Source organism: Hymenobacter telluris (assembly GCF_017313265.1).
GTDB classification, from domain to species: Bacteria; Bacteroidota; Bacteroidia; order Cytophagales; family Hymenobacteraceae; genus Hymenobacter; species Hymenobacter telluris.
Genome location: NZ_JAFLQZ010000017.1, coordinates 89,205 through 109,934, shown reverse-complemented (window position 1 = coordinate 109,934; position 20,730 = coordinate 89,205). Strand labels below are relative to the sequence as shown.

The following is a 20,730-nucleotide window of genomic DNA, read 5'->3' as shown; positions in this document are numbered from 1 at the left end:
AAGGTCAGCGGGGCTTTTTTTATAGACTGCAAGTAAGAACGTCATGCTGAGCTTGCCGAAGCATCTCGCGTGCTGATTTCTGATTACTAATCTGACATCAGCACGCGAGATGCTTCGGCAAGCTCAGCATGACCGTTTGGGCGAATTGATACAGTAAGGGCGTCACTCCGCCAGCCCCAGCTTCTTCGTGACCCAGTTCTTGGGGACTTCCACTTTCACGTCCACCACATCTTGCTCGGTTTTGCGGCGGAAACGGTCGGAAAGGCGCTCTAGTCGGCTTTTATCGTCGCTGCGGGAAAGCAGAATCTTGCCGTAGTCCCGGATGGCGCTGACGGCTTTCGGGACGGTCACCACTACGGTTACTTCCTTGTAAGCTTCGTCGTCGGGAGGGGGAGTGGTTGCTCGGCGGGTTTGCGCCCAACCGCTCGTAGCCGAGAGCAGCAGGAAAAACAGCAGGCCAAGCAGTTTGCTCTTGAACATCGGAACCGGGTTGACGCTGTTAAAGATGCAGCGGCCAGCAGGAGGGTTGTCTGGGCGGAACTACAAAGCTGCCACTGTTTTGCAAGGAAGCAAGCGAAACAGTACATCAATGCCATCAGTTACCGCAGGCGCAACGCGTAGTTTGCTGACTATGAGTGTGTCTGCTTTACTTCATCAGCAGAAACTTGCGCTTCATAATCTCCTGCACTGGCACGTTGGTAATCTTGCTGTCCAGCCAGGAAATGATGTCCAGGTACAGGAACGGACGACTCTCGAACGGGTCGGCAGCAATAACCATCAGCTTCTCCCGGAGCGCCACGAAGGCCTCCCGCACCTGGTTAGGCGCAATGTTGCCCACGTTGCGCAGAAACCGGAAAATCTCCACCTGCATGGGCTGCTGGTCGTTCATCATGCCCAAAAACCGGTACACCGAGCGCACCTGATACTCCAGGCTGGCATCTTCGCCGGCTTCGTAGTGCGCAATCAAATTCAGGATGCGGGCAAAGCACTGCAAATCTTCGCGCAAGCTCAGGTCCTTGTGCTGGATGATAAGGTTCAGGTACTCAATAGCCTTGTGGTAGTGCCCGCTGCCGAAATACAAACTGGCAATCTTGTAGTAGAACACCAGCGTGCGGTGCATGTCCAGCTGCGACCTGTAGTGCTCCAGGTTTTCCAACAGCTCCGGCACGATTTCCAACCCCTCGGTGAAGCGGCCTTCCAGGAAGTACGCGTTGATGCGGTTGGTGTAGATGTACTGAAACAGCAGAATCTCGGTGTTGGGGCTGCTGCGGCGGGTCTGGTTGGCAGAAAATTCCTCCAGCGTGTTCAGAACCTGCATAAACTTGCTGTAATACAGCATGTTGTAGAGCGTGGCGAGCAGGTTGTGCAAGCCCTTGATGTAGAGCATGGCCTGCAAGTCCTTCATGTGCGGGGCCTGCTCAAACAAGTCCACCCACTTCTGCGCGTAGCGGTAGCAGGCCCGGAAATCCTGGTTGAGCGTGTAGTACCACACGTGCGCCTGGTAGTAGTACAGCTTCTCGAAAAAGCCGCCCTGGCTATCCTCGAAGGGCGGCAGATTCTCGCGGAAAAACTGGCTGATCTGCTCGTGGTCGGCGCGGTTGCGGGCGTGGCCGGCTTTCAGATACAGCCCGTATAGCCGCAACGATGCGTTGGACAGCGCGTGTAGCTTACTCAAGTGCTCTACCGTGTCGAGGGCTTCGGTGGCCAGGGTTTCGGCGCGGTCTTTTATACTGCGCGTGATGTACTGGCTTTCAATCAGCTTCTCGAAATCCAGGGCCAGCAGCACGATGTGGGGCATTTCCACCTGCCGGGCGGCCACTTTCACCTTTTCCAGCATCCGCAGGCTTTGCTGGTAAAAGCCCTTGTTATAAAGCACCCGCGCGTAGTCAAGCTGCTCGTGGAGCTGGATATCGGGGTTTTGGCCGGCGTGGTACACCCGCAAGCTGGACAGCAGCTGCTTGTAGAGGTTAGCCTTCAGGTTAGCCAGCTGCACCCGCTTCAACGAGGGTACGTGCGCCAGAATCTGGGCCTCATCATAGGTATCCAGGGCCTCTAGTGCGTCGAAGAGCTGAAGGAACTTCAAGTCTTCCGAGGAGCCCTGCCGGTTGGTAAACAGCCGAAAGTGCCGCTTTTCCGAGCGGGTCAAAGACTTTATCAACTGAAAGATGGGCTCTGTACTTCGGTTGGGCATTGTAAGAAATTAATCGGTAAGTTGCTGGTAAATAGGTTATTAAATTGTTATACCGCTTGGTCTGAAATAGTAGGAATAACTAAAGAATGGTTTTCACGACGCGCAAAAGCCCGGTACTTAGTCTCAAGTTGAACATCTGACTTTGATTCATAAGGCTATTCTAGCATGGCGCATCAGCAAATACAAATCTTTGATACCACGCTCCGCGACGGCGAACAAGTGCCGGGCTGCAAGCTAAACAGGGAAGAGAAACTTGTTATTGCCCGACAGCTAGAACTACTCGGCGTCGACGTAATTGAAGCCGGTTTTCCCGTTTCCAGCCCCGGCGACTTTGCCGCCGTGCAGGCCATAGCCGCTCAAACCCGCGAGGCTACCGTATGCGGCCTGTCCCGCGCCGTGGAAAACGACATTCGGGTAGCCGCCGAGGCGCTGCAAAAAGCCCGTTACCCACGCATCCACACCGGCATCGGCACTTCCGATGTGCACATCCTGCACAAGCTCTGCACCACGCGTGAAGATGTGCTGGCGCGGGCAGTAGCCGCCGTAAAGCTCGCTAAAAGCTTCGTGGAAGATGTGGAATTCTACGCCGAAGACGCCGGCCGCACCGATAACGAGTTTCTGGCCCGCGTCTGCGAGGAAGTTATCAAGGCCGGGGCCACCGTTCTCAACATTCCGGATACCACAGGCTACTGCCTGCCGCAAGAGTACGGCGCCAAAATCAAGTTCCTCCACGAGAATGTGCGCGGCATCGACAACGTGCGCCTCTCCACGCACTGCCACAACGACTTAGGCTTGGCTACGGCCAACTCCATTGCCGGCGTGATGAACGGTGCCCGCCAGATTGAGTGCACCATCAATGGGGTAGGGGAGCGGGCCGGTAACACGGCGCTTGAGGAAGTGGTGATGATTCTGCGTCAGCACCCGTACCTCAACCTCGATACCCGCATCAACACCCGCTTGCTGGCTGAAACGTCCGCCATGGTGTCGCACCTGATGACCATGCCGGTGCAGCCTAATAAGGCCATTGTGGGTTCCAATGCGTTTTCGCATTCCAGCGGCATCCACCAAGACGGCATCATCAAGCACCGTGAAACCTACGAAATCATCGACCCCAAAGAAGTGGGCGTCGCCGATTCTTCTATTGTGCTCACGGCGCGTTCGGGCCGCGCGGCGCTGGCCTATCGGCTCCAGAAAATCGGGTACGACTTCGAGAAAGTAGCCTTAAACAAAGCCTACGCCTGCTTCCTTGAACTCGCCGACCGCAAGCGGGAGGTAATGGACGAGGATTTGCACGCCTTGGTAGAGCAGGAAAAACTGGTAGCAGTCGGTTAATTAAAGCCACCACTCTAGCACAGCGTTCTGAGTTGCCGGAACAAGTCTAACTTCTAAGATCTAACTATCTAAGATCTAAAAATGGCCAAGTCCTTATTTGATAAAATTTGGGATGCGCACGTGGTGAAAACCGCGCCGGGCGGCTTGGATATCGTGTATATCGACCGGCACCTGATTCATGAGGTAACCAGCCCGCAGGCCTTCGACGAACTCGAAGCCCGCCAGCTGCCGCTGTACCGCCCCAACCGCATCCTGGCCACCGCCGACCACAACGTTCCGACCCGCAACCAGCACCTCCCTATCGAGGAGCCGCTGTCCCGCTCACAGGTGGATAAACTGACCGCGAACTGCGAAAAATACGGCGTGGAGCTCTACGGTTTGGGCCACGCCCGCCAGGGTATCGTGCACGTAATCGGGCCGGAATTGGGCCTCACGCTGCCCGGCGCTACCATCGTGTGCGGCGACAGCCACACGTCCACGCACGGCGCGTTCGGGGCGGTGGCGTTTGGTATCGGCACCAGCCAGGTGGCGCAGGTAATGGCTACGCAGTGCTTGCTGCTGAGCCGCCCGAAGCGCATGCGCATCACCGTGGATGGGGAGTTGCGCCGCGGCGTGACGGCTAAAGACCTGATTCTCTATATTATCTCGCAGCTCGGTACCGGTGGTGCCACGGGCTATTTTGTTGAATACGCGGGTAGTGCTGTGCGCGGCCTGAGCATGGAAGGCCGGATGACGGTCTGCAACATGAGCATCGAAATGGGGGCGCGCGGCGGCCTTATTGCCCCCGATGCTACTACGTTTGCCTATGTCGAAGGCCGCGCCTTCGCCCCGAAAGGGGTAGTGTGGGAGCAGGCAGTAGCCTACTGGAAAACCCTGTATTCCGACGATGATACGGTGTTCGACGCCGAGCACCACTTCAACGCCCGCGACATTGCCCCGATGATAACCTACGGTACCAACCCCGGTATGGGCATTGCCTTGAACGGCAACATCCCAAGCGAGGTAGCCGCCAGCGAGTCCGAGAGCTTCGATAAGTCATTGGCCTACATGGGCTTCCAGCGTGGTGAGTCGTTGTTAGGTAAGGAAATCAACTACGTGTTCATCGGCAGCTGCACCAACTCGCGCATCGAGGATTTACGGGCGGTGGCGGCGTACGTGCAAGGCAAGCAGAAAGCCAAGCACGTGGAGGCCATCATCGTGCCCGGCTCCAAGCAGGTTGAGCAGCAAGCCATTTCCGAAGGCCTAGATAAGATTCTGGCCGAAGCCGGCTTCGAGTTGCGCGAACCGGGTTGCAGTGCTTGCCTGGCCATGAACGAGGACAAGATTCCGGCCGGCGCGTACTGCGTGGCTACGTCCAACCGCAACTTCGAAGGCCGCCAGGGGCCCGGCTCGCGCACATTACTGGCCTCGCCGCTGGTAGCGGCCATTACGGCCGTGCAGGGCCGCATTGTCGACATCACGCAGTACTTGAATTAGTGCCTAGTGCTTTGTGCTTCGTGCATAGGTTGTTCTGGACTAGAAGGAGAGAGGACCTGAAAAAAATGGATAACCTAAACACGAAGCACTAGGCACGAAGCACCAAGCACTAAAAAATGGAAAAGTTTCAGACCCTACACTCCAGCGCGGTGCCGCTGCCACTCGAAAACATCGACACGGACCAGATTATTCCGGCCCGTTTCCTGAAAGCCACCACGAGGAAGGGCTTCGGCGAGAACCTGTTTCGTGACTGGCGCTGCAACGCCGACGGAACGCCGAAGCCCGACTTCGTGCTCAACGACGCGCGCTACAGCGGCCAGATTCTGTTGGCTGGCAAAAACTTCGGCTGTGGTTCCAGTCGGGAGCACGCCGCGTGGGCTCTGTATGATGCCGGTTTCCGGGTGGTGATTTCCAGCTATTTCGCCGACATCTTTCGCGGCAACGCCCTGAATACCGGCCTACTGCCGCTGCAAGTAACCGACGCCGAACTAAGCAGCCTGTTTGCCTTGGTGGAGCAGGACGCCGACACGCAATTCATCGTGAACCTGCCCGAGCAAACGCTGCACGTGCCGGCCACCAACCAAACGATTCACTTCGATATCGACCCCTACAAGAAGGAATGCCTGATTAATGGGTACGACGACATCGATTTTCTAGTAAGTCAGAAACCGGCCATCGAGGCCTACGAACAACGCAGAACATGGGCATGGTAAGCAAGAAAATAGCGGTATTGCCCGGCGACGGTATCGGGCCGGAGGTGTGTAGACAGGCGGTGAAGGTGCTACAGGCCGTGGCCGAGCGGTTCGGCCATCGGTTCGAGATGCGCAGCCATCTGATGGGCGCGTGCGCCATCGATGCCACCGGCGACCCGCTGCCCGAAGCCACCCTCACTGCCTGCCGCGAGGCCGACGCCGTACTGCTAGGCGCCATCGGCGACCCCAAGTACGACAACGACCCAAGCGCCAAGGTGCGCCCCGAGCAGGGCTTGCTGCGCCTGCGCAAGTCGTTGGGCTTGTACGCCAACATCCGCCCCGTTACGGCCTACGACGTGCTGCTGAACCACTCGCCCCTGAAGCGGGAGCGGATTCAGGGCACCGACATGGTCATCTTCCGCGAGCTAACCGGCGGCATCTACTTCGGGGAGAAAGGCCGCACCGCCGACGGTACCGGCGCTTATGACCACTGCACTTATAGCCGCGACGAAATCCTGCGCATCGCGCATCTGGCCTTTAAAGCTGCTGCGGGCCGCCGCCAGAAGCTGACGCTGGTTGACAAAGCCAACGTGCTGGAAACTTCCCGCCTCTGGCGCGAAGTAGTACGCGAAATGGCCGCCCAATACCCCGAGGTGGAGGTAGACTATCTGTTCGTGGATAACGCCGCCATGCAGATCATTCTGAATCCCACGCAGTTCGACGTGATTCTGACCGAGAACATGTTCGGTGACATCATTTCCGATGAAGCCTCAGTCATTGCCGGTTCCATGGGCTTGTTGCCTTCGGCCTCGGTAGGGGCGGAAGTGGCCTTGTTCGAGCCCATTCACGGTTCGTATCCGCAGGCGAAAGGCAAAGGCATTGCCAACCCCATTGCCGCCATTTTGTCGGCCGCCATGTTGCTCGAGCATCTGGAGTTGAACACGGAAGCCGCCATGGTGCGCGAGGCTGTGGACGAAGCCCTGCACAACGGCATCCTGACCCAGGAACTCAGCCCCAACGCTCCGTACAGCACCGAGGAAGTAGGCAGCTACATCGCCTTCTGGATTGCTGATTCCAACGAGAAGCAGTGGAACAAAAACAACGTGGAAATCGGCGCCAGCACGATTATCTAGGTTGTCCGAACAACAAAACCAGAACGTCATGCTGAGCGGAGTCGAAGCATCTCGCGTGCTGACATTGCTAAACTAACCGTCATGCTGAGCTTGTCGAAGCATCTCTACCGCCTCGTTGCACCAGCAAAAGGATTTACCACACGAGCGAGATGCTTCGGCTTCGTTACACTACGCTCAACATGACGGACTGGGTAGACCAACACAACTCGATGAATAAGAACCTGCTACTGGTGATTATAGTGATTATTCCTTGCCTCGCGGGCGCATAGGAACAGCTTTTTGTATCTCAACAAAAGCCTTTCTAAGCCCCGCGCTCAGGAAGGCTTTTCTTTTGGCTTCTCTTCTTCTCAAGTTCCACACGCATGTATTTCAATCCCGACACTCTCGCTTTTGTAGACGGCGAGTTCGTGAAAGCCGATCAAGCGCAGGTTAGCTCGTATGCGCAGTCGCTGCACTATGGCTATGCTGTTTTTGAGGGCATTCGGTCGTATGCTACACCGGCGGGCACGCAGATTTTCAAGGCCAAGGAGCACTACGAGCGGCTGCAATATTCCTGCAAGTCCGTGGGCTTGCCTCTGTCTTACTCCATCGAGGAGATGACGGAAATCACCTATCGGCTGCTTGAACTCAACAACCTGTCGGATGCCTACATCCGGCCGCTGGTGTACGCCGGCACGCCCAACATGACCTTGAAATACGCCAGCACCAGCAACCTGATGATTGCCGTGTGGGATTGGGGCAAGTACCTCGGCGACCAGTGCCTGCGCCTCAGCATCTCGCCTTACCAGCGCCCCAACCCCAACGCCGTGCCCATCGAAGCCAAAGTGTCGGGCCACTACGTCAACTCCATTATTGCCAGCTCGGAGGCACGCGGCCGCGGCTTCGATGAAGCACTGCTACTGGACATGAACGGCTTCGTGGCCGAAGGACCAGGCGCCAACTTCTTCTTCGAGAAAGACGGCGAGTTGTTCACGGCGCCTCCCAGTAGCATCCTGCGCGGCATCACCCGCAACACCATTATCGATTTGGCGCGGGAAGCCGGCATCAACGTCACCGAGAAGTTCTTCACGCCCGACGAGCTGCAAGGCGCAACCGGCGCCTTCTTCACCGGCACCGCCGCCGAAGTAATCGGCATCACCTCCATCGACGACCTGGTGTTCAGCACGCCTTACCAAGATACCCTCGGGCACGTGCTAGCCGAGCGCTACCACGCCCTGGTAACTGGCGTCACGATAGAACAAAACGCCTGAACAATGTAGAGACGCGACACTTCGCGTCTCCCGCCAGAACGAACCCCCCCATAACAAGGCAGCATTAACAACACCAGCAGCCAGACGCGAAGCAAAGGCTTCGCGCTACATCCTGAGCACCAGGCACCACGCACTAAGTACTAAATCAATGATTCTCAATAAGTACAGCCGCATCTACACCCAAGACGACAGTCTGCCAGCTTCGCAAGCCATGCTGATTGGCTCTGGCCTGTCGGATGCCGATTTGCGCAAGCCGTTTGTGGGTATCTGTTCCACCGGCTTCGAAGGCAATACCTGCAACATGCACCTCGATGGCCTGGCCGACGCGGTAAAGGTCGGGGTGCAGGCGCAAGGGCTGGTGGGGCTGCGGTTCAACACCATTGGGGTGAGCGACGGTATCACGAACGGTACGCCGGGCATGCGCTTCTCGCTGGTGTCGCGCGAAATCATTGCCGATTCCATTGAGGCCATGGCCGGCGCGCACAACTACGACGCCATTGCCACCGTGGTAGGCTGCGACAAGAACATGCCAGGCGCCCTGATTGCCATGGCGCGGCTGAATCGGCCGTCCCTGATGGTGTACGGCGGCACGATTAAGGGCGGCAACTTCAAGGGGCAGCAGCTCAACATTGTGTCGTGTTTTGAGGCGTACGGCAAGAAATTGCAGGGTCAGATTTCCGATGAGGATTACCAAGGCATCATTCACAATGCCTGCCCTGGTCCGGGTGCATGCGGTGGTATGTACACGGCCAACACCATGGCCTCGGCCATTGAGGTGTTGGGCATGAGCGTGCCGTTCTCGTCGTCGTCGCCGGCGGTGAGTGCCGAGAAAAGCCAGGAGTGCCTAGATACCGGCGTGTACCTGCGGCGCCTGCTGGAGCGCGACATCAAGCCCCGCGACATTCTGGTGCGCGAGGCCTTCGAGAATGCGCTGGTGATGATTACGGTGCTCGGCGGCTCCACCAACGCAGTGCTGCACCTGATTGCCATTGCCCACGCGGCCGGCGTGCACCTCACCATGGAAGACTTCCAGGAAGTCAGCAACCGGGTGCCGGTGCTGGCCGACCTCAAGCCGAGCGGCAAGTACCTCATGGAAGACTTGGCGGCCCTTGGCGGTGTACCCGCCGTGATGCGCACCCTGCTCGATGCCGGCCTGCTCCAAGGCAACCTGCTGACCGTAACCGGCCAAACGCTAGCCGAAAACCTAGCCAATGTGAAGCCGCTCGGTGCCGAGCAAGACCTACTGCGCCCGCTCAGCAACCCCATCAAAGCCGACGGCCACATTCAGATTCTATACGGCAACCTAGCCCCGAAAGGCGCCGTGGCCAAAATCACCGGCAAAGAAGGACTGCGGTTTGAAGGCCCGGCTGTCGTGTTCAACTCCGAGGAAGAGCTCAACGAGGGCATCGTGCAAGGCAAAATCAAACCTGGCAACGTGGTGGTGATTCGTTACGTGGGACCCAAGGGCGGACCCGGCATGCCGGAAATGCTGAAGCCGACCTCCGCCATCATCGGGGCCGGCCTCGGCGACAAAGTGGCCCTGATTACCGATGGGCGTTTCTCGGGTGGCACGCACGGCTTTGTTATCGGCCACGTCTGCCCCGAAGCCTACGACGGTGGCACTATTGCCCTGGTGGAAGACGGCGACTGGATAGTGCTCGACGCCGCCACCAACACCATGGATGTGCAGCTAGAACCCGCGCTGCTGGAGCTGCGCCGCAGCCAATGGCAGCGCCCGCGCCCCAACGCCACCCAAGGAGTACTCCTCAAATATATCCGCACGGTCAGCGACGCCAGTCACGGCTGTATCACCGACTTAGACGAAAGCTATGTTAACGAACGAGCAATCAGCGCAAACCCTGCCTGAGTTAGCCGCCCCGGCGGTACAGCCGGAAACGGAAACCATGACCGGCGCGGTGGCCACCTTACAGGCCCTGCTGGCGGAAGGTGTGGATACCATTTTCGGGTATCCGGGCGGAGCCATCATCCCGATTTACGATGCCCTCTACGACTTCAAAGAGCAGCTAAACCACGTGCTGGTGCGCCACGAGCAAGGTGGCATCCATGCGGCGCAGGGCTACGCACGCTCTTCGGGCAAAGTAGGAGTGGTGTTTGCCACTAGCGGACCGGGCGCTACCAACTTGGTAACGGGGTTGGCCGATGCGCTGATTGACAGCACGCCGCTGGTGTGCATCACGGGGCAGGTGTTCGCGCACTTGTTGGGCACCGATGCCTTCCAGGAAACGGATATCATCAACATCACCACCCCCATCACCAAGTGGAACTACCAGGTAACCAACGCCGAGGAAATTCCCGAGGCACTGGCTAAGGCGTTCTACATTGCCCGCAGCGGCCGGCCCGGCCCGGTGCTGATTGACATCACCAAAAACGCGCAGCAGCAAAAGCACGACTTTGCGCCATACGTGCCCTGCACGCACATCCGCAGCTACCGCCCCGTGCCCATCGTGCGGCCCGAGTACATTCGCGAAGCCGCGGCGCTCATCAACCAAGCCAAGCGCCCGTTCGTGCTGTGGGGCCAGGGCGTGATATTGGGCAAAGCCGAGCAGGAGTTCAAAGCCTTCATCGAGAAAAGCGGCATTCCGGCTGCCTGGACCATCCTTGGCGCCGGCGCCCTGCCCACCGACCACCCATTGAACGTGGGCATGCTCGGGATGCACGGCAACTACGGCCCCAACGTCCTCACCAACGAGTGCGACGTGCTGATTGCCATCGGCATGCGCTTCGACGACCGGGTAACCGGCCGCCTCGACAAGTACGCCAAGCAAGCCAAAGTCATTCACCTCGACATCGACCCCACCGAAATCGACAAGAACGTGGCTACCACCGTGCCCGTGTGGGGCGACTGCAAAGAAACGCTGCCGCTCCTTACGGCGCTGGTCGAGGCCAAGCTGCATCCCGAGTGGCACGAGCGGTTCCGGGTGCACATGGAGCAGGAGGTGGACGCCGTTATCCGCGAGGAACTGTTTCCGACCAGCGAGGAAATGACCATGGGCGAAGTCATCCAGCAGCTCAACGAGCTAACGGAAGGCGAGGCGGTAATAGTGACCGATGTAGGCCAGCACCAGATGGTGGCCTGCCGCTACGCCAAGCTCAACAAAACCCGCAGCAACATTACCAGCGGCGGCCTCGGCACCATGGGTTTCGCGCTGCCGGCCGCCATCGGGGCCAAGTTTGGCACGCCGCACCGCCCGGTAGTGGCCATTATCGGCGACGGCGGCGTGCAGATGACCATTCAGGAACTCGGCACCATCATGCAAACCGGCGTCGACGTGAAAATCATCATCCTCAACAACCGCTTCCTCGGCATGGTGCGGCAGTGGCAGGAGCTCTTCAACGACCGGCGCTACTCCTTCGTGGACATTCAAAGCCCTGACTACGTGACCGTAGCCAGCGGCTATGGTATCAGCGGCAAGCGGGTAGAAGCCCGCGCCGAACTGAAACAGTCGTTGCACCAGATGCTGGAGCACCCCGGCTCTTTCCTGCTGGAAATCATGGTGTCGAAAGAGAACAACATCTTCCCCATGGTGCCCCAAGGGTGCAGCGTAGCCGAAATCCGGCTGCGCTGAGGTGAACTAGTGAGATGGTGAAATGGTGAGTTTGCAGATTAACAAGCCCCTTATACCATCCACAAAACTCACCATTTCACTATCTCACTAGTTCACCGTCATGAGTCAGCAAGCATCCATCGACCGGCAGGAATACAACATTACGGCGTACACGGAAAACCAAGTGGGGCTGCTGAACCGCATTGCCATCATTTTCTCGCGCCGCAAAATCAACATCGAGAGCCTCAACGTGTCGCCTTCCGAAATCGAGGGCATTCACCGCTTCAACATCGTCATCAACGAAACCGAGGAAGTAGTTGGCAAGCTGGCCCGGCAGATTGAGAAGCAAATCGAAGTGCTGAAGGTGTACTACAACACCAACGCCGACGTGATTTGGCAGGAAATGGCGCTTTACAAAGTGCCCACTGATGTCATTGCCGAAAAGGCCATTGTGGAGCGGCTGCTCCGCGAAAACGGCGCCCGCGCCGTGGTGATTCGCAAGGATTATACGGTGTTTGAAACCACCGGCCACCGTGAGGAAACCGACAACCTCATCCGGGTGCTGCAACCCTACGGCCTCATCGAGTTTGTGCGCAGCGCCCGCATCGCCATCATCAAAGCCAGCGACGGGTTCAACAGCAAGCTCCGCGAGTTTGAGCGCCGCGAGCCAAGCACCGAGCCCGCCGAAAACGAATACCTCAACAGCCGCGACAAGGTGTTCACGATGTAGAACATGCAACATAAAAGACCGTCATGCTGAGCGCAGTGCAACGAAGCCGAAGCATCTCGCTAGTGTGGTAAACCCCTTCTACAGCAACGATTCGAGCGAGATGCTTCGACAAGCTCAGCATGACGGATATAGTCTGGCAACGTCAGCACGCGAGATGCTTCGACAAGCTCAGCATGACAGTTTAGAAAAAAGAAACCAACACACATTCACTTTTAATAGCCCACAGCAAAATGGCACAAATCAATTTTGGCGGAGTAGACGAAACCGTAGTTACCCGCGAGGAATTTCCTCTGGAAAAGGCGCTGGACGTTCTCAAAGACGAAACCATTGCCGTAATCGGGTATGGGGTGCAGGGTCCCGGCCAGGCGCTCAACATGCGCGACAACGGGTTCAACGTTATTGTTGGTCAGCGCGAAGATTCTCCGTCGTGGGAGCGGGCGCTGAAAGATGGTTGGGTGGAAGGCGAAACGCTGTTCTCGATTGAGGAAGCGGCCGAGCGCGGCACCATCATCTGCAACCTGCTCTCCGATGCCGGCCAGATTGCGCTGTGGCCTACGCTGAAAGCCAAGCTGACGCCCGGCAAAACGCTGTACTTCTCGCACGGCTTCGGCATCACCTTCAACGACCAAACCAACATCATCCCGCCTGCTGATGTAGACGTAATTCTGGTAGCGCCCAAAGGCAGCGGCACCAGCCTGCGCCGCTTATTCGTGGCCGGTGGTGGCCTCAACTCGTCGTTTGCTGTGTACCAGGATGCTACGGGCAAAGCCTACGAGAAAGTAGTAGCCATGGGTATCGGCGTTGGCTCGGGCTACCTGTTTGAAACTGACTTCAAGAAGGAAGTATACTCCGACCTCACCGGCGAGCGGGGCGTGCTGATGGGCGCGTTGGCGGGCATCATTGAAGCGCAGTACCAGGTGTTGCGGCAGCGCGGGCACTCGCCTTCCGAAGCCTTCAACGAAACCGTGGAAGAACTCACCCAAAGCCTCGTGCCGTTGGTGGGCGAAAATGGCATGGACTGGATGTTCAGCAACTGCTCGGTAACCGCGCAGCGCGGCGCCCTGGACTGGAAAGGCAAGTTCCGCGAAGCCACCCTGCCCGTCCTCAACGAGCTGTACGACAGCGTAGCCAGCGGTAAAGAAGCCGAGCGCACCATTCAGCGCGGTTCCACGCCCAACTACCGCTCGGAGCTGGAAACCGAACTCAAAGAAGTGCGCGACTCCGAACTGTGGCAGACCGGCGCTACCGTGCGCCAGCTCCGCTCGAAAGCCGCGGAAAAAGTGGAAGAGTTGAGCTAGTAGCGTACTGACCCAATGTAGAGACGCGACACTTCGCGTCTCGTCGTTGAACGATTCGTATTGCCGAAGCCAAGTATGCTTTTTGTGCAGACATCAGCAACGACGAGACGCGAAGTGTCGCGTCTCTTACAGTTTGGCACATCAAACACGAAGAACATGGAAAAGGAAGTAGCCGCGCCGCTGGCCGTCACGCTGGAAAATGTGGAGCAGGCCGCGCGCAACCTGAAAGGCGTCATCTACAAAACCCCGCTGCTGCAAAACCACGGTCTCTCACGCACCTACGACGCGACGGTGCTGCTGAAGCGGGAGGATTTGCAAGTGGTGCGCTCCTACAAGATTCGGGGCGCCTACCATAAGATGCTCACGCTGCCGCCCATTAGCGGCGAGCGGGAAATAGTGTGCGCCAGCGCCGGCAACCACGCGCAGGGCGTGGCCTACGCCTGCCAGATGCTCGGCTTGAAAGGCTACATTTTCATGCCCGCCGCCACGCCCGCCCAAAAGGTGGACAAAGTGCGGCTCTTCGGCAAAGAATACGTGGAAGTGGTGCTCACCGGTGCCAGCTTCGACGACTCGTTCCGCTCGGCCCGCGCGTTCTGCGACGAGCGGGGCAGCACCTTCATTCACCCTTTCGACGACCTCGCCATTGTGGAAGGCCAAGCCACCGTCGGTCTGGAAATCCTGAAAGCCGCCACCGTCCCCATCGACTACTGCTTCATGCCCATCGGCGGCGGCGGACTAGCCTCGGGTGTGGCCAGCGTATTTCGGCAGCTAAGCCCCACTACCAAGCTCATCGGTGTGCAGCCCTTGGGTGCGCCCTCCATGTACTCGGCTATCCGCGGCAACCAGCACGCCGCCCTCGCCAGCATCGACAGCTTCGTGGACGGCGCGGCCGTGAAGTGCCCCGGCCAGCTGACCTACGAAATCTGCCGCGAGCTGCTCGATGAAGTAGTGCTGGTACCCGAAGGCCAGATCTGCCAAGACTTGCTGAAGATGTACAACGAGGAAGGCATCGTGCTTGAACCGGCCGGTACGCTCACCATTTCGGCGCTGCACCAGTTTCGGGAGCAAATCAAGGGCAAGACGGTGGTGTGCGTGGTCAGCGGCTCCAACAACGACATCACCCGCATGGAGGATATCAAGGAGCGCGCCATGCAGCACCAGGGCCTGAAGCACTACTTCATGGTCACCTTCAATCAGGCTCCCGGCGCCCTCCGCCGCTTCGTCAACAACGTGCTGCACGAGGGTGACGACATCATCCAGTTTCAGTACATCAAGAAAAACAACAAGGAAAAAGGCCCCGTTTTCATCGGCGTCGAAGTCAGACAACCCCATGACGTCGAAGGCATCAAGGCCCGCATGGCAGAAGAAGGCTTTGGCTTCGAGTACCTGAACGGCAAACAGGATTTCCTAGCATTGTTGGTGTAGCTGCAAAATGTCTTCAGCGGATAAAGACAACCGCTAACTAAAAACGGAATCCGAACAGTGTATGGCTGTTTGGATTCCGTTTTTAGTTAGTACTGATTCTAAGCGTGAGCTACTTACGGTAGGCGCTCGGCTAGATAGAGGTAAGGCTCGAACAGATGATGCCGAAACACCTGTTTGGGGTCGTTGGGGTAGAGGCCGTAGTAGGTTGCGTCGGCCAATAAAATGACCGGTCGGCCCGCCCGGACGTAATGGTTGCTGGGGTAAAAAGCCCCGGCCTGATACTCCGGCAACTGCTTGCTCACCTGCTTGGACACCATCGTGCCCAGGTAGCGCTGAAAGTTGCGCTGCGCTTTGCGCGTGGGCCGGTCGAGCTTGTTGTACACGTGGTGCAACACCAGGCGCTGCGGTAGCTTTTGTTTGCCAATGGCTGCCTTGGCGCCGGTAAACGGGCTGGTAGGGTTGAAGTCGTTGACGGTTTGGATGGAAAACGGTACCTCGGGCACCCAGTCGGCGGTATTCACCACGTTGAAGCCCCAACCGCCGTTCGGCCCCTGGGTCTGAGCTTCGTATTCGTAGGCGTAGTAGAGGTTGCCGGGTTTGGGGCCGGCGCTGCAATAGGTTTTCAACTGGATGTTGGCGGGCAGTTTCTGCTGGCGCTGCAAACTGCGCAGGTGCGAAGTCAGCAGAAACGCAATGCCGCCGCCCTGGCTGTGGCCCATCACGAGGAAGTTGCGGATGCCGCGGCGGTGGCAGGAATCCATCTTCGCCACAATATCGTCGGCCAGATACGCCATGCCCAGCAGCCAGCCCGCGTGTACCGCAGCCTGCGGATTGGTGGCCAGGTCGTAGCGGAACGTGCGCGTTTTGCTGAGTTGTAGCTCGCCCCGGGCCGGCAGCATGGCCGCGTAGAAATTCTCCAGCCAGCTCGCCGAGTTTTGGGTGGTACCCCGAATGCTGAGCACCGCCACTGAGTCGGGGCTGGTCCACAAGTCCCAGCGGTTATTCAGCCCCACCACCGACGAGCGGTACACCATCCGAAACCGGGTCGGTCGCGGAATCTTGCCGAAAAAGGCGGTATCAGCAATGCGGGCGTGCAGCCGAATCATCTCCAGATACTCTGCCTTGTCGAACCCCGGTTTCAGGGGCCTGGCCGATAGATGCGTGTTATCTAGCAGAACCAGTAAGCCAAATACTGAGAGTAGTTTCTGCATGGCTGAGTGGCTAACTGAATTTCCTGGCGTTGTCGGTGTAAACACTTCTTATAACAGGAATACAATTATTCGACAATTACTATTAATTCATTGTGGTCGTTTTCAATCAAAAGCCACTCTATTTTTTTGCTCAATACATAATATTCAAAAAATGGAGTATTCTCTAATACTTGGCGGATTACACTTATTCGCGTGTCATAAACTGAAAGATATTCTTCCTCTGATTCAGGAATCCAATAACATTCAGTTTCTTGATCTGGAATATATTCACTTAAGTCATTAGTGAATAAGTCATACTCGTATGATTTGTAAGGTACTTTCAAGCTGAGCCACCAAGATCTAGGATTACCAATTACATATTTTGCTTTTGCCTGCTCTACTATCTGTTTCGCTGTGAAAGTATCCAAACGCTTGAAGTGGGCTGATGAAAGCTCAAGAATATCAAGCGCATTCTGAATTTCTCCTTCTACCGTCCACATAGATTTCAATGTTTTCCATACCGTGCTTGTAGCATAGTATAACTGCTTCGTTGCACTGCCTCAACTGTTGTTGCCTACATGAACTGCGTTTAGAATGTCTACAAGCAGTTCCGTGCGCCTACCCCAACTTCTCCTTAAACAGCTTCAGCGTCCGGTCCCAAGCGAGTTTGGCGGCTTCGGCGTTGTAGCGGGCGGGGGAGGAGTCGTTGTTGAAAGCGTGGTTGACGCCTTCGTACACGTACTGCTCGTACTTGATGTTGTTGGCTTTGAGGGCCGCTTCGTAGGCGTCTTTGCCGGCGTTTACCCGCTCATCAAGGCCGGCGTAGTGGAGTAGGAGCGTGGCTTTGATTTTGGGTACGTCTTCGGCTTTGGGTTGGGTGCCGTAGTAGGCCACGGCGGCGTTGAGCTTGGGGTCGGCTACGGCGAGGCTGTTGGCCATGGCCCCGCCCCAGCAGAAGCCTACGCAGCCGGTTTTGCCGTTCGAGTCTTTGCGGCCGCGCAGATAAGTGAGGGCGGCCAGGTAGTTGTTCAGGTTCTGCTGCTTGTCCAGCTTGCCAATCAGGGTGCGTCCTTCGTCCTCGTTGGCAGGCGTACCGCCAAATACCGACAGCGCATCAACGCCCAACGCCAAATAGCCAGCCTGCGCCACGCGGCGCGTTACGTCCTTGATGTGGGGCGTGAGGCCGCGGTTTTCGTGAATTACCACTACGGCACCCAGCTTCTTCTTGCTCTTCGGATGCACCAGGTAGCCCTTCATGGTTACGCCTGCGTCGCCGGGCCAAGTTACTTCTTCAGTCAGCAGGTCGTCGGTTTGCTCGGGCACGGTGGCGGCTTGGGCGTAGCCGGGCTCCAGCACGGCCAGCGCGGCGGCAGCCATAGCCGCGCCGCCGGTCAGTTTGTGCAGGCGGTCCAGAAATTCGCGGCGGCTGAGGGGGGCATGGGTGTACTCGTCGAAGAGGTTGATGATGCGCTGGTCCATGTGGCGGGAATAGGCGTGAGAGTGTAGCTGAAATATAGGTAGTTAAAGCCGAGCAAGGCTACTTGCCATAAGGAAGTGCGGCGCCATTGGCATCGGGTAGTCAAAAAACCATTGCGTAGCTTGCCGTATGAACTCGCTGATTTACCTGGCTTACGGACTGCCCGATTTGATTAATGAAGGCATTTACAGTATCCTTTCGTACCAGCGGCTGGTGCAACACGCCCCCGTGCAAATCCTGATCTACACCGATCAGCCAGCCGAGTTCCAGCACGTACTCGGTGAGCAGCCCCACATCCACTACCCGGTTGTCTCGCCCGAACAATGGCAGGCGTGGCGGGGCAGCCGGGTGTATCTGCTCAAGATTGAAGTGCTGAAACACGCTGCCAAGCACTACCCCGGCAATCTGCTGTTCGTGGATACGGATACCATCTGGCAGCAAGATCCGGCGCCTGTCTTCCAAGCCATTTCCCGCGGGCAGCGCTACATGCACGTTTGCGAAGGAGTGTTGGCGCAGGGTAATTACCTAAGCCAGAAAATCTACCGGCACTTACACGGCAAGCACTGGCAAGTCAACGGCCGCACGCTCACCATCGACCCCGACACGAAGCTTTACAACTCCGGAGTGCTCGGCTTCCCAAGCCAGGACGCGCATGCGCTGGACAGCATAAAGGAGCTGGGAGAGCAGCTGTATGCCACTTACAACAAGCACATTATGGAGCAGCTGGCCTTCAGTATGTGGTTCCAGACCCAAGCGCCTATAGCGGAAGCTGCGCCGTACGTGCTGCATTACTGGAACCTAAAGGAAATCAGGCCGGTGCTAACCCAAGTGGTGCAGCGCTATGCTTCCCAAGGGCTTGATGTGCTGTATAAACAGCTAACCCAGTTGAATATCGCGCAGCTGCACCAGCAGGAACTGGCGTACCGCAACCTACCAAGCTGGCGGCGCACCCTGCTCAAGCTGCAAGGCCGACGGTGGCGCCTGCCAGCCATCGACCTATAGCGCCGCCAGGCTTGGGAGGGCGCTTTATTCCTCTTCCCGGTGCACAGTGGCTGGGCTGAATGCCGGCACGCACACCGACCAATACTCGCACTCGGCATCAAACGGGTTGGAGTAGCGCACCCGCGCGCCAGCCTTTATTAGCAACGATTCGCCGGCACCTAGCTCCACTATGTCGCCGTCAATTTCAAACCGTTTGCGGCCGCGCACCACAATCGTTACCTCATCAAACTCCGGGCTTTGGTGCGGCTCACTCCACTGCGGCGGAGCCACCATGTGGGCCACACTATACTGGGCGGTTTGGGTGCTGGCCAACCCAATATGCTCTTCAATGAGCTTGCCATCGGTGGTGGGCACTACAAACGGATTCAACTGACGGAAATAACGCTTCTCAGACATAAATAAGGTGGTTTTTATTTTTGCGAGTCGGGGCAGGCACCGGGCTTGAAGCTGGTAACGCCGGCATTGGTAGCCACGCAGGCGTTGCTGTAGGTTTTGCCGTCGCAGCCGCATACGGGGTCGTACTGCATGGTGCACATGGCATCCGTCCTGATTTTGGCGGGGTCGATGCAGGGCTTGGTGCTGGTGGAAGTGGTGTTCTGGCAGGCGCCAGCCAGCAACAGAGTCAGTGAAAACAGCAGGGGTTTCATTGGGCAGAAAGCTAAAGAATGGAATACGAATGTAGCCGCTTAGGGCATACGGGGGCAGCAAGGTACAGGTGCACAGTGGCCGAGCAATAGATACAACTTAGTTACTACCCACGTAGCCTGGTTGGCTGGGGCTGCTGCGAATACCAGCGTTGCTGGTTATATAAAAAGGCATCTATATTGCAAGGCACAGCTTTTTTAGCTGCCAATGAAAACCTGCGCCGCTAAGCTCCGTAATAGGCTCATAATGGCTGAAACCTGATGAGCAACCGTTGTTCGTTTAAGGTAAAACCGTAATTCGGTAGCCATCTATTTGCAATTCATCACCTTTCTCTCCCTACATCATGTCGTATCACGAAGAAGACAACTCGGGTAAAATTCTCCTCGCTGCTTTGGCCGGTGCCGGTGCTGGTATCATTGCTGGTTTGCTGATGGCTCCTGACAAAGGCAAGGCCACCCGCGAAAAAATCGGCAGTGCCGCCACGAAGTATAGCGGCCAGTTCGGCGAGCAGTTCTCGAAATACACTGAAGACTTGGACGCGAAGTTCAAAGGCTACGTTGAGAAGCTGGAAGACTTGGGCATCGGTGGTGCCGGCAGCAGCCTGAAGCTGAAAGGCAACTGGGACGATGCCAAAGGCAAGCTGAAGCAGCAATACGCCCAGCTCACCGACGAAGACCTGGAGTATGCCGAAGGCAAAGGCGACGAGCTGGTTGGCCGTTTGCAGAAGAAGCTTGGCAAAGCCAAAAACGAAGTAGTGAAACTGTTGAACGACCTGTAGGCCGAAACAACAAGCCCTAAAAAACGCCCCTGCTTTCACACGAGAGCAGGGGCGTTTCTGTTAACCAATATTCAGGAAAATCGTTATTGTAGCAGCGGCTACGCTTACAGGCACCGCGTCTGAGCAAGCCGTTTACTCCACGTACTCATCACCCAACTACTCTGTTTTATGGAAGATACGAAAGGCAAAGTGATTTTTTCCTTGCTAGCTGGGGCCACCATTGGCGCCGTAGCCGGCCTGTTGTTAGCTCCCGAAACCGGCGACGAAACCCGAGCTGGCTTGAAGAAATCGGCCAGCAAGCTTGGGAAAGACCTCGACAAGCTGTTTAAAGACGGTATATCCCGCTTCAACTCTCTCACCAACCAAAGCCCCGGCACCACCAAGCAGCAAGCCGACCGTTCGGCCGCTGATGTGCTGCTTGACGCGCTTCACTCTCCTGAGAATAGCGCTGATGCTGATTCCGACTACGACGGCATTGGCGGCGACGCTCGGCATTCGGCGGGCTACGGCAAAGGAATTTAAAAAAAGTTTGCAGGCATTGTAAC

The 20,730-nt window shown here is 57.2% G+C and carries 20 protein-coding genes; 13 read left to right on the top strand and 7 right to left on the bottom strand.

Annotated features, from left to right (window positions below; all coding sequences use genetic code 11):
• Nucleotides 1-162: 162 nt before the first annotated feature.
• Nucleotides 163-480, bottom strand: a complete 318-nt coding sequence (locus J0X19_RS20045) for a hypothetical protein (RefSeq protein WP_206986209.1) — start codon at nt 478-480, stop codon at nt 163-165.
• A gap of 166 nt (nt 481-646) precedes the next feature.
• Entirely contained in the window at nt 647-2,158 is a 1,512-nt protein-coding gene (locus J0X19_RS20040; RefSeq protein WP_206986208.1) for a hypothetical protein, read from the bottom strand.
• A 198-nt stretch (nt 2,159-2,356) separates the two neighbouring features.
• Here J0X19_RS20040 and J0X19_RS20035 point away from each other — a divergent pair, with 198 nt between their 5' ends.
• From J0X19_RS20035 to ilvA, 10 genes are all read left to right on the top strand, one after another.
• Entirely contained in the window at nt 2,357-3,523 is a 1,167-nt protein-coding gene (locus tag J0X19_RS20035; RefSeq protein WP_206986207.1) for a 2-isopropylmalate synthase, read from the top strand.
• 81 nt (nt 3,524-3,604) lie between these two features.
• Nucleotides 3,605-4,999 (top strand): 3-isopropylmalate dehydratase large subunit, encoded by a 1,395-nt coding sequence (leuC, locus tag J0X19_RS20030; protein ID WP_206986206.1) that lies wholly within the window; start codon nt 3,605-3,607, stop codon nt 4,997-4,999.
• 116 nt (nt 5,000-5,115) lie between these two features.
• Entirely contained in the window at nt 5,116-5,712 is a 597-nt protein-coding gene (gene leuD / locus J0X19_RS20025; RefSeq protein WP_206986205.1) for a 3-isopropylmalate dehydratase small subunit, read from the top strand.
• Nucleotides 5,700-6,824, top strand: a complete 1,125-nt coding sequence (leuB, locus tag J0X19_RS20020; RefSeq protein WP_206986204.1) for a 3-isopropylmalate dehydrogenase — start codon at nt 5,700-5,702, stop codon at nt 6,822-6,824. The genes leuD and leuB overlap by 13 nt, the downstream gene beginning before the upstream one ends.
• A gap of 362 nt (nt 6,825-7,186) precedes the next feature.
• Entirely contained in the window at nt 7,187-8,074 is an 888-nt protein-coding gene (locus tag J0X19_RS20015; protein WP_206986203.1) for a branched-chain amino acid transaminase, read from the top strand.
• A 148-nt stretch (nt 8,075-8,222) separates the two neighbouring features.
• The gene (gene ilvD / locus J0X19_RS20010; RefSeq protein WP_206986202.1) at nt 8,223-9,941 is read left to right on the top strand and encodes a dihydroxy-acid dehydratase; all 1,719 of its coding nucleotides are present in this window, start codon (nt 8,223-8,225) and stop codon (nt 9,939-9,941) included.
• Entirely contained in the window at nt 9,904-11,661 is a 1,758-nt protein-coding gene (gene ilvB, locus J0X19_RS20005) for a biosynthetic-type acetolactate synthase large subunit (protein WP_206986201.1), read from the top strand. The genes ilvD and ilvB overlap by 38 nt, the downstream gene beginning before the upstream one ends.
• A 100-nt stretch (nt 11,662-11,761) precedes the next feature.
• Nucleotides 11,762-12,370: an acetolactate synthase small subunit gene (gene ilvN / locus J0X19_RS20000; RefSeq protein ID WP_206986200.1), complete on the top strand. Its 609-nt coding sequence runs from the start codon at nt 11,762-11,764 to the stop codon at nt 12,368-12,370.
• A gap of 230 nt (nt 12,371-12,600) precedes the next feature.
• Nucleotides 12,601-13,668 carry a ketol-acid reductoisomerase gene (gene ilvC / locus J0X19_RS19995; protein WP_206986199.1) on the top strand — a complete coding sequence of 356 codons (1,068 nt, stop codon included), beginning with the start codon at nt 12,601-12,603 and terminating at the stop codon, nt 13,666-13,668.
• 156 nt (nt 13,669-13,824) lie between these two features.
• Nucleotides 13,825-15,093 carry a threonine ammonia-lyase IlvA gene (ilvA, locus tag J0X19_RS19990; RefSeq protein WP_206986198.1) on the top strand — a complete coding sequence of 423 codons (1,269 nt, stop codon included), beginning with the start codon at nt 13,825-13,827 and terminating at the stop codon, nt 15,091-15,093.
• Between the two features lie 113 nt (nt 15,094-15,206).
• On the opposite strand, the gene J0X19_RS19985 is transcribed toward ilvA, so the two are convergent.
• From J0X19_RS19985 to J0X19_RS19975, 3 genes are all read right to left on the bottom strand, one after another.
• On the bottom strand, nt 15,207-16,304 hold the full coding sequence (locus J0X19_RS19985; protein ID WP_206986197.1) for a lipase family protein: 1,098 nt from the start codon (nt 16,302-16,304) through the stop codon (nt 15,207-15,209).
• 65 nt (nt 16,305-16,369) lie between these two features.
• Nucleotides 16,370-16,783 carry a DUF6756 family protein gene (locus J0X19_RS19980; protein ID WP_206986196.1) on the bottom strand — a complete coding sequence of 138 codons (414 nt, stop codon included), beginning with the start codon at nt 16,781-16,783 and terminating at the stop codon, nt 16,370-16,372.
• 118 nt (nt 16,784-16,901) lie between these two features.
• On the bottom strand, nt 16,902-17,762 hold the full coding sequence (locus J0X19_RS19975; protein ID WP_206986195.1) for a dienelactone hydrolase family protein: 861 nt from the start codon (nt 17,760-17,762) through the stop codon (nt 16,902-16,904).
• A gap of 127 nt (nt 17,763-17,889) precedes the next feature.
• Between J0X19_RS19975 and J0X19_RS19970 the strand changes: the two genes are divergently transcribed.
• The gene (locus J0X19_RS19970; RefSeq protein WP_206986194.1) at nt 17,890-18,762 is read left to right on the top strand and encodes a hypothetical protein; all 873 of its coding nucleotides are present in this window, start codon (nt 17,890-17,892) and stop codon (nt 18,760-18,762) included.
• Nucleotides 18,763-18,786: 24 nt separating this feature from the next.
• On the opposite strand, the gene J0X19_RS19965 is transcribed toward J0X19_RS19970, so the two are convergent.
• Complete coding sequence (locus tag J0X19_RS19965; RefSeq protein ID WP_206986193.1) at nt 18,787-19,158, bottom strand: cupin domain-containing protein; 372 nt, start codon at nt 19,156-19,158, stop codon at nt 18,787-18,789.
• Nucleotides 19,159-19,172: 14 nt separating this feature from the next.
• A complete protein-coding gene (locus J0X19_RS19960; protein WP_206986192.1) occupies nt 19,173-19,409 on the bottom strand; it encodes a Kazal-type serine protease inhibitor domain-containing protein in 237 nt (78 codons plus the stop codon).
• A gap of 341 nt (nt 19,410-19,750) precedes the next feature.
• On the opposite strand from J0X19_RS19960, the gene J0X19_RS25030 reads away from it, so the two are divergent.
• Both J0X19_RS25030 and J0X19_RS19950 read left to right on the top strand, forming a co-directional pair.
• Nucleotides 19,751-20,185: a CsbD family protein gene (locus tag J0X19_RS25030; protein WP_206986191.1), complete on the top strand. Its 435-nt coding sequence runs from the start codon at nt 19,751-19,753 to the stop codon at nt 20,183-20,185.
• Between the two features lie 168 nt (nt 20,186-20,353).
• Nucleotides 20,354-20,707, top strand: coding sequence for a YtxH domain-containing protein (locus J0X19_RS19950; protein WP_206986190.1), 354 nt, complete (start codon nt 20,354-20,356; stop codon nt 20,705-20,707).
• Nucleotides 20,708-20,730: the final 23 nt, after the last annotated feature.

What these genes read in the sequence shown, in the direction of transcription:
- leuC (WP_206986206.1), top strand. Translation starts at nt 3,605, where the DNA reads ATGGCCAAGTCCTTATTTGATAAAATTTGGGATGCGCACGTGGTGAAA.
- J0X19_RS20035 (WP_206986207.1), top strand. Translation starts at nt 2,357, where the DNA reads ATGGCGCATCAGCAAATACAAATCTTTGATACCACGCTCCGCGACGGC.
- leuB (WP_206986204.1), top strand. Translation starts at nt 5,700, where the DNA reads ATGGGCATGGTAAGCAAGAAAATAGCGGTATTGCCCGGCGACGGTATC.
- ilvD (WP_206986202.1), top strand. Translation starts at nt 8,223, where the DNA reads ATGATTCTCAATAAGTACAGCCGCATCTACACCCAAGACGACAGTCTG.
- leuD (WP_206986205.1), top strand. Translation starts at nt 5,116, where the DNA reads ATGGAAAAGTTTCAGACCCTACACTCCAGCGCGGTGCCGCTGCCACTC.
- J0X19_RS19960 (WP_206986192.1), bottom strand. Translation starts at nt 19,409, where the DNA reads ATGAAACCCCTGCTGTTTTCACTGACTCTGTTGCTGGCTGGCGCCTGC.
- ilvB (WP_206986201.1), top strand. Translation starts at nt 9,904, where the DNA reads ATGTTAACGAACGAGCAATCAGCGCAAACCCTGCCTGAGTTAGCCGCC.
- J0X19_RS19965 (WP_206986193.1), bottom strand. Translation starts at nt 19,158, where the DNA reads ATGTCTGAGAAGCGTTATTTCCGTCAGTTGAATCCGTTTGTAGTGCCC.
- J0X19_RS20045 (WP_206986209.1), bottom strand. Translation starts at nt 480, where the DNA reads ATGTTCAAGAGCAAACTGCTTGGCCTGCTGTTTTTCCTGCTGCTCTCG.
- ilvN (WP_206986200.1), top strand. Translation starts at nt 11,762, where the DNA reads ATGAGTCAGCAAGCATCCATCGACCGGCAGGAATACAACATTACGGCG.
- J0X19_RS19975 (WP_206986195.1), bottom strand. Translation starts at nt 17,762, where the DNA reads ATGGACCAGCGCATCATCAACCTCTTCGACGAGTACACCCATGCCCCC.
- ilvA (WP_206986198.1), top strand. Translation starts at nt 13,825, where the DNA reads ATGGAAAAGGAAGTAGCCGCGCCGCTGGCCGTCACGCTGGAAAATGTG.
- J0X19_RS19950 (WP_206986190.1), top strand. Translation starts at nt 20,354, where the DNA reads ATGGAAGATACGAAAGGCAAAGTGATTTTTTCCTTGCTAGCTGGGGCC.
- ilvC (WP_206986199.1), top strand. Translation starts at nt 12,601, where the DNA reads ATGGCACAAATCAATTTTGGCGGAGTAGACGAAACCGTAGTTACCCGC.
- J0X19_RS19985 (WP_206986197.1), bottom strand. Translation starts at nt 16,304, where the DNA reads ATGCAGAAACTACTCTCAGTATTTGGCTTACTGGTTCTGCTAGATAAC.
- J0X19_RS19980 (WP_206986196.1), bottom strand. Translation starts at nt 16,783, where the DNA reads ATGTGGACGGTAGAAGGAGAAATTCAGAATGCGCTTGATATTCTTGAG.
- J0X19_RS20015 (WP_206986203.1), top strand. Translation starts at nt 7,187, where the DNA reads ATGTATTTCAATCCCGACACTCTCGCTTTTGTAGACGGCGAGTTCGTG.
- J0X19_RS19970 (WP_206986194.1), top strand. Translation starts at nt 17,890, where the DNA reads ATGAACTCGCTGATTTACCTGGCTTACGGACTGCCCGATTTGATTAAT.
- J0X19_RS25030 (WP_206986191.1), top strand. Translation starts at nt 19,751, where the DNA reads ATGTCGTATCACGAAGAAGACAACTCGGGTAAAATTCTCCTCGCTGCT.